The sequence below is a fragment of the Pseudoalteromonas sp. A601 genome (genome assembly GCF_002165575.1).
GTDB lineage: Bacteria > Pseudomonadota > Gammaproteobacteria > Enterobacterales > Alteromonadaceae > Pseudoalteromonas.
Window position 1 is genome coordinate 74,942 of sequence record NZ_MXQF01000014.1, and the last position, 12,855, is coordinate 87,796.

Annotated in this window: 13 protein-coding genes; all 13 read right to left on the reverse strand. The window is 40.7% G+C overall.

All coding sequences use genetic code 11. The annotated features are described in order from the left end of the window. Nucleotides 1–39: 39 nt before the first annotated feature. Nucleotides 40–1,413 (reverse strand): Gfo/Idh/MocA family protein, encoded by a 1,374-nt coding sequence (locus B5G52_RS13165; RefSeq protein ID WP_087533102.1) that lies wholly within the window; start codon nucleotides 1,411–1,413, stop codon nucleotides 40–42. Between the two features lie 136 nt (nucleotides 1,414–1,549). Further along, nucleotides 1,550–2,623, reverse strand: coding sequence for a phosphotransferase enzyme family protein (locus B5G52_RS13170; protein ID WP_087533103.1), 1,074 nt, complete (start codon nucleotides 2,621–2,623; stop codon nucleotides 1,550–1,552). 49 nt (nucleotides 2,624–2,672) lie between these two features. Further along, the gene (locus B5G52_RS13175) at nucleotides 2,673–3,554 is read right to left on the reverse strand and encodes an NTP transferase domain-containing protein (RefSeq protein WP_087533104.1); all 882 of its coding nucleotides are present in this window, start codon (nucleotides 3,552–3,554) and stop codon (nucleotides 2,673–2,675) included. Between the two features lie 191 nt (nucleotides 3,555–3,745). Continuing rightward, nucleotides 3,746–5,818, reverse strand: coding sequence for a M13 family metallopeptidase (locus B5G52_RS13180; protein ID WP_087533105.1), 2,073 nt, complete (start codon nucleotides 5,816–5,818; stop codon nucleotides 3,746–3,748). Between the two features lie 227 nt (nucleotides 5,819–6,045). Continuing rightward, nucleotides 6,046–6,489, reverse strand: coding sequence for a ClpXP protease specificity-enhancing factor (locus tag B5G52_RS13185; protein WP_087533106.1), 444 nt, complete (start codon nucleotides 6,487–6,489; stop codon nucleotides 6,046–6,048). After that, nucleotides 6,489–7,115 (reverse strand): stringent starvation protein SspA, encoded by a 627-nt coding sequence (gene sspA, locus B5G52_RS13190; RefSeq protein WP_087533162.1) that lies wholly within the window; start codon nucleotides 7,113–7,115, stop codon nucleotides 6,489–6,491. Before sspA ends, B5G52_RS13185 begins: the two co-directional genes overlap by 1 nt. Nucleotides 7,116–7,194: 79 nt before the next feature. Continuing rightward, on the reverse strand, nucleotides 7,195–7,938 hold the full coding sequence (locus tag B5G52_RS13195) for a cytochrome c1 (protein ID WP_087533107.1): 744 nt from the start codon (nucleotides 7,936–7,938) through the stop codon (nucleotides 7,195–7,197). Beyond that, a complete protein-coding gene (locus B5G52_RS13200; RefSeq protein WP_087533108.1) occupies nucleotides 7,935–9,200 on the reverse strand; it encodes a cytochrome b N-terminal domain-containing protein in 1,266 nt (421 codons plus the stop codon). Before B5G52_RS13200 ends, B5G52_RS13195 begins: the two co-directional genes overlap by 4 nt. After that, a complete protein-coding gene (gene petA / locus B5G52_RS13205) occupies nucleotides 9,200–9,790 on the reverse strand; it encodes a ubiquinol-cytochrome c reductase iron-sulfur subunit (protein ID WP_087533109.1) in 591 nt (196 codons plus the stop codon). The genes B5G52_RS13200 and petA overlap by 1 nt, the downstream gene beginning before the upstream one ends. A 677-nt stretch (nucleotides 9,791–10,467) precedes the next feature. Beyond that, on the reverse strand, nucleotides 10,468–10,860 hold the full coding sequence (gene rpsI / locus B5G52_RS13210; protein WP_024600778.1) for a 30S ribosomal protein S9: 393 nt from the start codon (nucleotides 10,858–10,860) through the stop codon (nucleotides 10,468–10,470). Nucleotides 10,861–10,868: 8 nt separating this feature from the next. Then, nucleotides 10,869–11,297 (reverse strand): 50S ribosomal protein L13, encoded by a 429-nt coding sequence (gene rplM, locus B5G52_RS13215; RefSeq protein WP_002957960.1) that lies wholly within the window; start codon nucleotides 11,295–11,297, stop codon nucleotides 10,869–10,871. Nucleotides 11,298–11,527: 230 nt separating this feature from the next. Further along, nucleotides 11,528–12,013 (reverse strand): DUF721 domain-containing protein, encoded by a 486-nt coding sequence (locus B5G52_RS13220; protein WP_087533110.1) that lies wholly within the window; start codon nucleotides 12,011–12,013, stop codon nucleotides 11,528–11,530. Nucleotides 12,014–12,101: 88 nt separating this feature from the next. Next, the gene (gene mutT, locus B5G52_RS13225; RefSeq protein ID WP_087533111.1) at nucleotides 12,102–12,491 is read right to left on the reverse strand and encodes an 8-oxo-dGTP diphosphatase MutT; all 390 of its coding nucleotides are present in this window, start codon (nucleotides 12,489–12,491) and stop codon (nucleotides 12,102–12,104) included. Nucleotides 12,492–12,855: the final 364 nt, after the last annotated feature.

Below are 12,855 nucleotides of genomic sequence, written 5' to 3' on the forward strand. Positions count from 1 at the left end.
AGCTAGAACACATTTTCTCTAGCTCGTTTCAAAAGTGTGTCAACTCACAATCCCAAGTGGTTGTGCTGTTTGCCATGCTCCACGGGTAAAGTCAGGAATATCAATCGATGCACTACGATTACCTACAGATTCGGCTGATAGTGGAGATATAACTGACCAAGCAGCACCATCGTATACATCTTGATCTAAAGGTTCGCCATTACGTAAACAATAAATCATGCGCCAAAACATTAAGAAATCCATGCCCCCATGGCCACCGTTGCGCTGTGCTTCTTCGCCCATTTTAGTCCATAGTGGATGGTCGTATTGTTTATACCAATCAGCCATTTCATAATCCCACTCATGAAAGCTTTTAGAGCTCCCCTCTTCAAGTGCAATTCGGTTAGGGAAGCCGGCGAATACACCATTGGTGCCTTGAATTAAGTTATGACGAGAATAAGGCCTTGGCGTAGTTGTATCATGCTGTACCATAATACTGCGTCCTTTCACTGTTTTAATCAATGTTGTGTTCATATCACCAGCTATATATTTAAGCTGATTGCGCTGATGTCCCTCGGGAAACTCTCGTTTAGCGTAAGCTTGACGACCCAGTGCCGGTGAACTCATAGAGGTTAAAAAATCAAAACGGTCACCACGGTTAATATTCATATATTGAGAAACAGGCCCTAAGCCGTGAGTTGGGTATAGGTTTCCGTCACGCTTAGCATGCCAAGCCGTTCGCCACGACCCTGTTTTATGATCGAGTTCTTTCATTTGCCAACGCAGCTCATGAATGTAGGCAGCCTCGCCATGTAATAGCTCACCAAACACGCCTTGGCGAACCATGTTAAGCACCATCAACTCATCACGACCATAGTTGACGTTTTCCATCATCATGCAATTTTTTTGTGTGCGCTCTGCTGTATCTACAATTTGCCACATTTCATCAACTGTTAATGCAAGTGGTACTTCTACAAACGCATGTTTACCGCTGTTCATTGTGTCTATAGCCATCGGCGCATGCCACGCCCACGGGGTTGAAATAATGACAATATCGATATCATCACGGTTTAGCATTTGTTGATAAGCTTTATCAGTGCCAGAGTACAGGGCTGGTTTTGCTAGCCCATTCTGGGTTAAATAATTGGCTGAACGTTGTAATACTTCATCATGGGTGTCACAAATTGCGACGATTTGTGTACCATCAATATGGCTCATTCGCTTTACGTGACCAAAACCGCGTTGACCCACACCAATAAAGGCAACTCTGACAACATCCATCTTAGGGGCTACTAAGCCGATAACAGACTGGCCTTGCTGAGTGGGTGCGAAAACAGTATTAGCTGTGTTACTACTAACACAGCCTGTCACAACACTTGCAGCAGCGGCTGCACTGGCGGCTTTGAGAAAATCTCTACGATTAAACTGCTTCATTATTTTTATCCTTGATTAACCTCAATGCAACTTACCTAAAATAGGTGATTAGGTAAAGTAGACCAAGGTAGTTCACAAAAAAATGAGATGAATCGGGAAAGCTAAACCTAGCGTAAAAATACCCTAGGTTTAGTAATTAAACATCACTTAAAATTGCTTTAAGCGTTTGCTTTTTTGCTAAAATATCACGGTACAGAGCAAACTGGTTTTGCGCTCGCTCAAGGTTGTGGTTTTCATGTTTAATTGCAAAGTAGTTGTCGCCATCAATGTAATCAGTTAGAAAACGCAAACCTATCATAAAAGTCATTACTTTAGTGCCTAGCCAAAAACTTTGCTTTTCTTGCTCGGTTATCAAACCTTTTAATGGTTCAACATAGCCTTTCACTACAGCAGCGAAAATCTCTTCGCGTACGCGTACGTTATCAAGATTCGTTGAATCTTCTTCCTCTGGAGAGCAAAAAGTGCGTACCATGTCGCCAAAATCATACAGCCAATAACCCGGCATGCAGGTATCTAAATCAATCACCGCTTTTGCAGCGTGAGACTTATTACAAAAAAGCATGTTATTGATTTTAGTGTCGTTATGGCAAGGCCTTACTGGAACTACACCACGCAATTTTTTTAGCTCATCAACTAAACCAAGTTGCGATAAACAAAAATCGACCTCAGCTTGGCAACTCGTCAAACGATTAACAGGGTCTCTGGCAATCACAGATTTTAACTTCTCAGCTCGCATTGCTAGATTATGAAAATCAGGGATCACATGGTGCAACTGCTCGGCATCAAAATCTTCTAATGCCACGGCAAATTGGCCAAATGCATTGGCGGCAATTTCTGCTTGTGAAGTATTTTCAACTACATCTTCACTATAACTGCCGCCAATAAATTCGAGTGCGCGCCACACACCATTATCACAATCTACTAAAAAATCGCTCGCCTGGGTCGGTACATGACGAATGATGTCTAAATCATAGTCACCTAGTTGATGTTTTTGCGATAAATGACCTTCAATTAAACGTGCGTTCTTAACCAACATTTCAGGCTCAGGGAACACCTCAGTATTTAACTTTTGCACAACCAAGGATTTATTTTCAGCAGTTAACAGCATGGTACTATTTATATGGCCATTGCCGATTGGCTTCATACTAACAAGTTCATTGCCCAAGCCAAAACGCTCAGACAAGTAAACCGCAACGGGGTTTGACTTCATACTTATTTCACTATTATTTCGCCCAGAACAGGGCAATATCGGGGATAACTCATCCATGGCGTAACTCATATAACTTTTCTGCAACTTCCTGTAATTCTGATTTATATGTCACGCCATACCAAGGCTCTTGTGCAATATATACAGACACTTTTTGTTTTTTTGTTAAAATTAATTTTTGTATTTGATCAGGTAAATAATACTCTTTTCTGACACCGCTGTCATGTTTTTGCAAGAACTCAGCAAATCCACGCTCTAAACTATCAAATAAAGTCGGTGTAATACCCCAAAAGCTCATCGAGCCCAAAGCATTATCAGCTATTTTCTCTCGAATGCCAGTGGGTGTATCCCCCATCAAATCTCCATTTTCATCTTTTATATTTAAATACTCAACCACTCCCTGAAGGCACTCACTTTGAATTTGGCAAACACCGCGGTTCACCCCCCCTTCAGCGGATAAAGTATCAGCAATAGGATAGCCGACCATAGCCCAATTTGATTGATTTTTAAAATGCTCACTGATTAATTTGAATGACGTTGCGCCATAATAATCATCAGCGGTGATCACAATCGCAGGGTTATGAATATATTCTTTAGCACACAATAACGCATGTCCAGTGCCCCACGGTTTTGTGCGGTGTTTAGCTATTTCAGCAAATTGTTTTGGTATTAAATCAATACGCTGCTCTACTAATATTACTTCTAACTGCGCTGGTAATCGAGGTAGAATTGTGTTCTCAATTTCAGCTCTTACGGCTTGATTAATAACAAGCACAACTTGTGTAATGCCTGCAGCGTAAGAATCGTGAATACTCAGCTCCATAATCGTGCAGCCTAAGCCTGTGATCTCTGCTATTTGCTTATTCCCACCAAAGCGACTGCCTAGACCACCTGCTAGAACCACTAAACTTAATGCATGTTTTGTACTTTCCATGTTTTACCTAATATTGCTCTATTGTAAATAATTGTACCAGTTTTACTTATCAAATCTAGCCTGTGAGGGAGTTGGGTATTACTCCAACAAAAACGGCGACTTAGTACTAAGTCACCGTTTTAAAGCTAATCTAAAATAGGCATGAATTAAGAATTCGCGTACATTAATTTATGCTTGATATAGATTTGTGATCACCAGATCTTTACCCGTTCCTCTGGTTTAATGTACATTTTATCACCTTCTTTTACATTAAACGCTTGATAAAACTCAGGCATATTAGACAAAATACCAATTACACGATAATGGCTCGGTGAATGTGGATCCGTCATTAAACGGTTACGTAGTTCTTCATCACGGTATTTACGGCGCCAAATTTGTGACCAGCCCATAAAGAAGCGTTGGTCGCCTGTGTAGCCATCAATTAAAGGCGCTTTGGTTTGCCCTAGTGATAGCTGGTAAGCTGTATAAGCTACCGTTAATCCACCCAGATCACCAATATTCTCACCCAACGTGAGTTCACCATTAACACTGGCATCTTCAAATGGTTTATATTCGTTATATTGAGCAACTAACTGACCTGTACGCTCTTCAAACTGCTTAAGATCTGACTCACTCCACCAATTGCGAAGATTGCCGTCACCATCGTATTTAGCTCCCTGGTCGTCAAAACCATGACCAAGTTCGTGGCCAATCACAGCACCTATCGCACCATAATTGACCGCATCATCCGCTTCTAAGTTAAAAAATGGTGGCTGTAGAATTGCTGCTGGAAATACAATTTCGTTATTTACAGGGTTATAATAAGCATTTACAGTTTGTGGTGTCATGTGCCATTCAGAGCGATCAACAGGCTGACCTAATTTTGCAGTCATATCTGCATAAGACCACTGGCTATGGCGTATATAGTTACCTACGAGATCATCCGCTTTAATTTCAAGCTCTGAATAATCTTTCCAGTTATCAGGGTAGCCAATTTTCGGTGTAAATTTATCCAGTTTTTCTTTCGCTGCAAGTTTAGTTTCTGGGCTCATCCATTCTAGATTTTCAATGGCTACAGCATATCCGCGAATAACGTTATCAACAAGCTCTTCCATGCGCGCTTTTGCTTCTGGCGGAAAGTTTTCTTTAACGTAGACTTTACCTAGGATCTCACCTAATACACTATTGGATGCATCAACTGTTTTCTTCCACAGTGGTGCTTGCTCTTTTACACCTCGTAAAGTAGTACTGTAAAAGTCGAAGTTAAGATCAACTAAGTCTTTATTTAATAAATTCGCATAGTTACTTACAAAATGAAATTTAAGGTAATGCTGCCAAGTTGCTAAGTCGGTATCTTTATAAATATCTGCAAACTTTTCAAAATAGCTTGGTTGACCCACGATTATATCTGCGGTATCAACACCTGACGCTTTAAAGTACTCGACTAAGTCAAATTCCCCGGTTAGTTTACTTGCATCAACAACCGACATTTTATTATAAGTTTTGGTTGCATCGCGTCTTTCTACGCGGCTCCATTGCGCCTCAGCAATTCTCTTTTCAAGAGCAAGAATGTTACTTGCAGCTTGCTGGGCATTTTTAACGTTTGCATGCTCTAATACTTGTGTAACATAAGTGAGGTATTGCTCGCGGATTTTGCTAAACTTTTCATCATCTTTGATATAGTAATCACGATCAGGTAAGCCCAATCCTGATTGATATGCATATAAAGCATTTTCACTTGAGTTTTTTGCATCGTTATTTACATACCAACCAAACGGTACGCTGCCACCCTGGATACGCAATTGCGCCATTAAAGATACTAAATCAGATTTAGCGTTAACGGCATCAATATTTGTCAAAATTGGTGATAACGGCTTAATGCCTAACTCTTCACGCTGAGCTTCGTTCATGTAACTATTATAAAAAGCGGCCAATTTAGATTCGTCACTGCCTGGCTTAACATTTTTATTCGCAGCAGCTTTTTCAAGCACCGCCTTCATGGCTTTTTGCGAGTCATCATAAAGTTGAGTAAATGAACCATAGTTAGATTTATCACCTGGAATTTCAGTCGTTTCTAACCACTGACCATTTACATGGTAGTAAAAATCATCTTGGGCACGAACTGATTTATCCATGTTCGTCAATTCAATACCTGAATTTAATTGCTCAACAGATGCTGTTTGTACTGTGGCCTCAGGTGCATTTGTTTGTTCTTGTTTATCACCACAGCCAACCAGCCCTAAAGCCAGCGCAATACTTGCAGCGCTAAGAGTTACTTTTTTCATGAGAGTCTCGATTGTTAGATATTATTAAAATATTCAGAAGTAAAATACTTCAAAAAGCGATTCGCTCGCATATCTTAAACCTGTTAGTGATAACAATAAACCAGCAAGTTAAAACGACTGTCTTTAATATGTAACAAAATCTATCAAGTCGTGTCAGCTAATTTTGTTGACCCAAATTCAAGATACAAAAAAACCGCTAAAAAGCGGTTTTTTTTATCAATTACAAGTTATTTTATAACGCGTAAATGTGAGCCTTTTTTCTTGTCTGGTTTAGGCGGTGTAGGTTCATCATCAGCGATAAACTCTTCGTCTAAATCAACACTTTCAAGCTCAGTAGCAAAGTCGTCTTCGTCCTCTAAAAACTCATCTGCGGTAAATACTGTGCCTTCTCCATTCTCGCGAGCATAGATTGCAAGTACAGCACCTAATGGTACATATACCTGCATCGGCTGTCCGCCAAAACGGGCATTAAAACTTAATTGTTGTTTATCCATCGAAAACTGCGTGACGGCTGAAGGACTAATATTCAATACAATTTGACCATCTTGGACAAATTGCGTTGGTATTTGCACAGCAGGAAAATCAGCATTCACCACTAAATGGGGTGTACATTGATTATCGACAATCCAATCAAAAAATGCGCGAAGTAAATAAGGACGATTAGGCGTCATTACAAACGGATCTCACGTTCTGCTTCAGTCAGAGATGCTTGGAAAGATTCACGTTCGAATAAACGAATCATGTATTCTTTCATCTCTTTAGAACCAGCACCATTAAGCTCAATACCAAGCTCTGGTAAACGCCATAATAGCGGCGCTAAGTAACAATCAACTAAACTGAATTCTTCGCTCATAAAATATGGCGCTTCAGTGAAGATTGCTGATACAGCAAGTAACGCTTCTGTTAGTTCTTTACGTGCTTGTGCTGATTCAGCACCGTTTGCGTAAATCTTTGCAGCTAAACTATACCAGTCTGTATCGATACGATGCATCATCAAACGGCTACGACCACGCATTACCGGATATACTGGCATTAGTGGAGGATGAGGAAAACGCTCATCAAGGTATTCCATGATGATGTTTGCCTGATATAAACCAAGCTCACGGTCGATCAGTGTTGGCACTGTACCGTAAGGATTAATTTCATGAAGTGCTTCTGGTAAGTTATCCTTTTCAGCCAGATGAATGTCTACACTTACGCCTTTTTCAGCAAGTACAATACGCACTTGGTGGCTATACATACAGTTAGCACCAGAAAAAAGGGTCATTACAGGGCGCTTATTGGCAGCTACGGCCATGCCTACCTCCATTAAATAACAAAAACAGCAATAGGGGCTTAAGCCCCTATTGCAAAATTACCTTTAAAAACGTTCAAAATTAATGAACATCTCTCCAGTATTCTTTCTTCAGCATAAATGACAAGATAAATAGGATAATTAAAAATCCGATTACCTTAAGGCCAAGCGCTTCCGATTCAAGACGTGTAGGTTCACCTACATACTCGAGGAAATTCGTTAAATCACGAACAGCTTGGTCATACTCATCTACACTTAATTCGCCAGTACCATCAGTTTTAGTGCCAACAACTTTAGTCACAGTGTGACCATGTTCTTGTACATCTTCAATGATAGGTGTCGGTAAACCTTGCAGCTCTTGCAGAACATGCGGCATACCTACCGATGGAAATAACGTATTATTTACACCGAACGGGCGAGATTCATCTTTATAAAACGATTTTAAATAGGTGTAAATCCAATCACTGCCACGCACTCGCGCAACATTTGTTAGATCCGGCGGAGCCGCACCAAACCATTTTTCAGCATCATCTTTTTCAATCGAATTAGTGATGTGGCTACCAACTTTTGAACCGTCAAAAATAAGTTGCTCTTGCCCTACTTCAGTCGGAATACCTATATCGCGGAAAGTACGCTCATAACGTTGATACTGCATTTGGTGACAACCAAGACAGTAGTTCATGAACAACTTAGCACCACGTTGCAACGAAGGCTGGTCAGTTAAGTCATTACCTGCTTCCAATAATGGAACTGACGGGCCAGCCGCCATTGCCGGTAATACGTTTATTGATAAAGCAAATAAACCGATAATTAGCTTTTTCATCATTTCGTTAACCTCTCTGGCAATGGCTTAGTTTTTTCATTCTTACTGTATACAAATAACAGTACGAAGAACATAAAGTAAGTCACAGTACACACTTGTGAGATAATCGTTTTCAAATCAGTTTGAGGAGTTGCACCCACCCAACCAAGTAAAACGAAAGTAACCACAAAGCCTGCGATGTTCCATTTATGGAAGCCACAACGGTAACGAACCGATTTCACTGTACCACGGTCAATCCAAGGTAATAGTGCAAGTACCACAATCGATGCACCCATCGCCGCAACACCAATTAACTTATCAGGGATTGCACGTAAGATTGCATAGAATGGCGTAAAGTACCAAACTGGGAAAATATGTTCAGGCGTTTTCAGTGGGTTTGCCGGCTCAAAGTTCGGCGCTTCTAAAAAGAACCCACCCATCGCTGGCATAAAGAACACAACCCAACAGAATAAAATTAAGAAACCAACCACGCCCATAATATCTTTTACAGTGTAATATGGGTGGAACGGTATCGCATCAACAATGTCTTTTTTGTCAGTGTAATACTCATGGAATTTAAATTTAGGCTTATCTTCTTCAGCTACAGAGCCTTTCTTACGCTTAATTTCAACACCGTCAGGGTTATTTGAACCCACTTCGTGAAGTGCAACAATGTGTAAGAATACTAAGATAACAATAACTAATGGTAAGGCAATAACATGCAATGCAAAGAAGCGGTTAAGCGTTGCACCAGATATTACATAGTCACCACGGATCCACAATGTTAAGTCATCACCAATTACCGGAATGGCTCCGAATAATGAAATAATTACCTGTGCACCCCAAAATGACATTTGACCCCATGGTAATAAATAACCCATGAACGCTTCAGCCATTAATGCTAGGAAGATAAACATACCAAACAACCACAGTAATTCACGTGGTTTTTGATAAGAACCGTAGATCATGCCACGGAACATATGTAGATATACAACGATGAAAAACGCTGACGCACCCGTTGAGTGCAAATAACGTAACAACCAGCCGTATTCAACATCACGCATGATGTATTCAACAGATGCAAACGCACCTTCAGCTGAAGGCACAAAGTTCATCGTTAACCAAATACCGGTTAGGATTTGGTTAACTAGCACTAACATGGCTAACGAGCCAAAAAAGTACCAGAAGTTAAAGTTTTTAGGTGCTGGATACTGTGCAATATGCATGTTCCAAACACGAGTCATTGGGATACGGTCGTCGATCCAACCAATAATCTTACCAAACATTAGGCTACCCCTTTTTCTTCGCCCACTAAAATAGTGGTCTCATCAAGAAAAGTATAAGGTGGTATTTCTAAATTTAATGGTGCAGGTACCGCTTGGAATACACGGCCAGCCATATCAAATTTAGAACCATGACATGGACAGTAGAAACCATCATCCGTGCCTTCTACTTTTTCACCAAAGCCACCGTTAAGGAAACCAGGCGAACACCCTAAATGAGTACAAATACCTACAGCGACAAAAATCTCTGGACGTATTGAACGGTAGTCATTAGTTGACGATTCTAATTGTTGTGGCTCTTGCGATTGCGGATCACGAAGTTGACCTTCGTGAGCTTTCATCTGCTCAAGCATTTTTGGGGTCCGTGATACAACCCATACAGGTTTACCACGCCACTCGACACGTATTAATTGCCCTGGCTCAAGTTTGCTGATATCTACTTCTACAGGCGCACCCGCAGATTTAGCTCGCTCACTTGGATTCCAAGACGCAATAAAAGGAACAGCAGCCCCAGCCGCACCAACACCACCAACAACAGAGGTAGCTATGGTTAAAAAGCGACGTCGGCCATTGTCTACAGGCGCATTGCTCATCCACTTATCTCCACTATGATTCCCAACACTTGCTATATTGAGAACATCAGTTACAGCAATTTAATTTTTAGAAATTTTAAAATAGAAGCGATCATAATTAAAACCCCTGATTAAAACAAGGTTATTAACAGCTTCATGCTCGAATATTCCCGACTTTATCAACCCGTTGACTAAGTCAGCTCGAGCATACAGCCGTTTTTATGATATTACTTTTACAAAAACAATATACTGACCGAGATCAACCCCACTAAGCGGAAGCAGATAAACTGCAGATGGTGCTGTTGAACTCACTCACATTACTTGCCAGACAATTGTAGCAAAAAAATCCACCAATTAACTGATGGATTTACACTTATTATGATTATTATTGAACTTTTTTTAAAGTTATACGCAGTAAAGGCCTAAGCAGGTTAATTATTAGGCGTAAATTTGATATGAGTTTGCTGGTTACTTATAAAAAGTGCGAGTTTGCGAGTTTGCGAGTTTGCGAGTTTGATCAGAATGAATTTTTCAACGCGGTAGTCAAGTACTTCGTCTCTTTACCCTCGCTAACTTTACTCTCACTAACTTTACTCTCACTAACTTTACTCTCGCTAGCTTTACTCTCGCTAGCTTTAGAGCTCCAAAACAAAAAACCCAGCCGAGGCTGGGTTTTTGGAATTCTGTAAAACGTAATATTAACGTTTTGAGAACTGTGGACGCTTACGTGCTTTCTTAAGACCCACTTTCTTACGCTCAACTTTACGCGCATCACGAGTAACGAAACCGGCTTTACGAAGTTGTGGACGTAGTGACTCGTCAAACTCCATAAGTGCACGAGTGATACCGTGACGGATTGCGCCAGCTTGACCTGTAGTACCACCACCAGCAACGGTGATGTGTAAGTCAAACTTTTCAGTCATATCAACAAGCTCAAGAGCTTGACGAACAACCATACGTGCTGTTTCGCGACCAAAGTACTCTTCTAAAGAGCGCTTGTTGATTACGATGTTACCAGTGCCTGGGCGTAGGAATACGCGAGCACTTGAACTTTTACGACGACCTGTACCGTAGTATTGATTTGCCATGATAGTGCTCCTTAAATGTCTAGAACCTGAGGCTGTTGTGCAGCATGGTTGTGCTCAGTACCCGCGTAAACTTTAAGTTTACGGTACATAGCGCGGCCTAAAGGACCACGTGGCAACATGCCTTTAACAGCTTTCTCGATGATCATTTCAGGCTTTGCAGCTTGAAGTTTATCAAAAGTAGTAGACTTAAGACCACCTGGGAAACCAGAGTGAGCGTAGTAAACTTTATCTTTGAATTTGTTACCAGTTACAGTAACTTTCTCCGCGTTGATAACGATGATGTAATCACCAGTATCTACGTGTGGAGTATATTCAGCTTTGTGCTTACCGCGTAGGCGATGAGCAATTTCAGTAGCGATGCGACCTAAAGTTTTACCTTCAGCGTCAACTACGTACCAGTCACGTTTTACTGTTTCTGGCTTAGCAACAAACGTTTTCATTTATAAAAATCCAATGTTTTTCAATTAAAACCACAGGTAATTATTATTAATTACCGCTCTAAATGTTTGCTCCAACCCCTTCGAGTTTAAGACTTTATGCGCCATTCAAAAGAGGCTAAGCTAATGAAGGCAATAGAACGCAACGTGGCAGACGCGGGAGTATACCAGCACTTAATAAACATTGCTACCTGACGGTTGTTTTTTCCGCAAGAAATTTAAAAATTAGCGGGTTACTTCGTTTTTTTTCCGTGCTTTGCTAAACGCTCTAATTTTTCACGTAATGATGGTGGTGCGTTTTGCGCAATGGCGTTTAGATAATCTGAGGTTTGTTCGCTCATGGGGAGCTTTTTAGCTACAGTCGCATTAGCTATTTTGGCTGGATTATTTTTACTTAATCGTTGGCTAGATTGCGGGTTGGCGATGATCTTTATTTGCCCTAACTCCGCTAACCCATTACTGCGAAAGTGAGACTGCATATCCATTTTAAGGTAGTTCAAACGCAGAGCAATAGGTGCTGACACCGCTTCAATCGTCAATGTGCCATCTTTATAATTACTGACTCGACACTTATCCGCTAAATTAGGACTTAAAAACTCAATTAAAAGTGCTTGTTGCTTATCAAGCGCTTGGCTTTTACCTGCATAGCTTGATAAACGACCACTCAAACCCGCCATAATATCGTTTAACGGTTTTGGCGCAAATTTATCTTTAGCCATTACACACACCAAAAGTACAGTTAGAAATCAATTTTAATCCAATATAAAGCGAATGCAATAGCTATTAATCATAAGCGTTCATTTGTGTTTATTGTTTTAATTTTTCTATAATCTCTACATTAGCAGCAGGGAAGTTATAGTCATCTAGCTTATTAAGTGCTACCCATACACTTTGCTGACCTTCAGCACCATGCGCATCACCGCTAAAATCAGTCACTAAATGCACATCTAGTTTCACACACTTATCACCATAATCATGTTCAATAACAATGAGCTCAGTTGAACTATGAATAGTGAGTGCCACTTCTTCTTGCAATTCGCGTTTCAGTGCCTCAAATACGCTTTCACCGCGTTCTACTTTACCACCTGGAAATTCCCATAAACCGCCTTGATGCTTATCATCTGGGCGCTTGCAGATAAACAATGTATTACCAGCTTTAATTACACCCACTGCGACATGTACTATTTTTTTTGTCATTATCATCTTACCTTTATTATTAATCTACACAGCTGCGGGTTACGAGCTGCGAGTAAGAATACAGCTAGAACCTTGCACCTTTAATAATCGTAGGAGAGCGCTTTAGCGCCGATTAATTCGACATAACTCCCAAACAATCACGGCTGAAACCTGTTCCCACAAAAGCCAAATATACCTTGTAACTTCCCTAGCACCTTAGCCTCTTAAGCGCAGCGTCTTTCAACCTCTTTGTAAATAAATTACTTACACTTTTCGCGGCTAAAGCCAGCTACTACGAAAACCATTTTTGCACAGCGAAAAAGCCACGAGCTGCGAGCTATGGACCCTAGCTCCTAGTCACTTCCCTAGAACCTAGCACCTTTAA

What these genes read in the sequence shown, in the direction of transcription:
- B5G52_RS13165 (WP_087533102.1), bottom strand. Translation starts at nt 1,413, where the DNA reads ATGAAGCAGTTTAATCGTAGAGATTTTCTCAAAGCCGCCAGTGCAGCC.
- B5G52_RS13170 (WP_087533103.1), bottom strand. Translation starts at nt 2,623, where the DNA reads ATGAAGTCAAACCCCGTTGCGGTTTACTTGTCTGAGCGTTTTGGCTTG.
- B5G52_RS13175 (WP_087533104.1), bottom strand. Translation starts at nt 3,554, where the DNA reads ATGGAAAGTACAAAACATGCATTAAGTTTAGTGGTTCTAGCAGGTGGT.
- B5G52_RS13180 (WP_087533105.1), bottom strand. Translation starts at nt 5,818, where the DNA reads ATGAAAAAAGTAACTCTTAGCGCTGCAAGTATTGCGCTGGCTTTAGGG.
- B5G52_RS13185 (WP_087533106.1), bottom strand. Translation starts at nt 6,489, where the DNA reads ATGACGCCTAATCGTCCTTATTTACTTCGCGCATTTTTTGATTGGATT.
- sspA (WP_087533162.1), bottom strand. Translation starts at nt 7,115, where the DNA reads ATGGCCGTAGCTGCCAATAAGCGCCCTGTAATGACCCTTTTTTCTGGT.
- B5G52_RS13195 (WP_087533107.1), bottom strand. Translation starts at nt 7,938, where the DNA reads ATGATGAAAAAGCTAATTATCGGTTTATTTGCTTTATCAATAAACGTA.
- B5G52_RS13200 (WP_087533108.1), bottom strand. Translation starts at nt 9,200, where the DNA reads ATGTTTGGTAAGATTATTGGTTGGATCGACGACCGTATCCCAATGACT.
- petA (WP_087533109.1), bottom strand. Translation starts at nt 9,790, where the DNA reads ATGAGCAATGCGCCTGTAGACAATGGCCGACGTCGCTTTTTAACCATA.
- rplM (WP_002957960.1), bottom strand. Translation starts at nt 11,297, where the DNA reads ATGAAAACGTTTGTTGCTAAGCCAGAAACAGTAAAACGTGACTGGTAC.
- B5G52_RS13220 (WP_087533110.1), bottom strand. Translation starts at nt 12,013, where the DNA reads ATGGCTAAAGATAAATTTGCGCCAAAACCGTTAAACGATATTATGGCG.
- mutT (WP_087533111.1), bottom strand. Translation starts at nt 12,491, where the DNA reads ATGACAAAAAAAATAGTACATGTCGCAGTGGGTGTAATTAAAGCTGGT.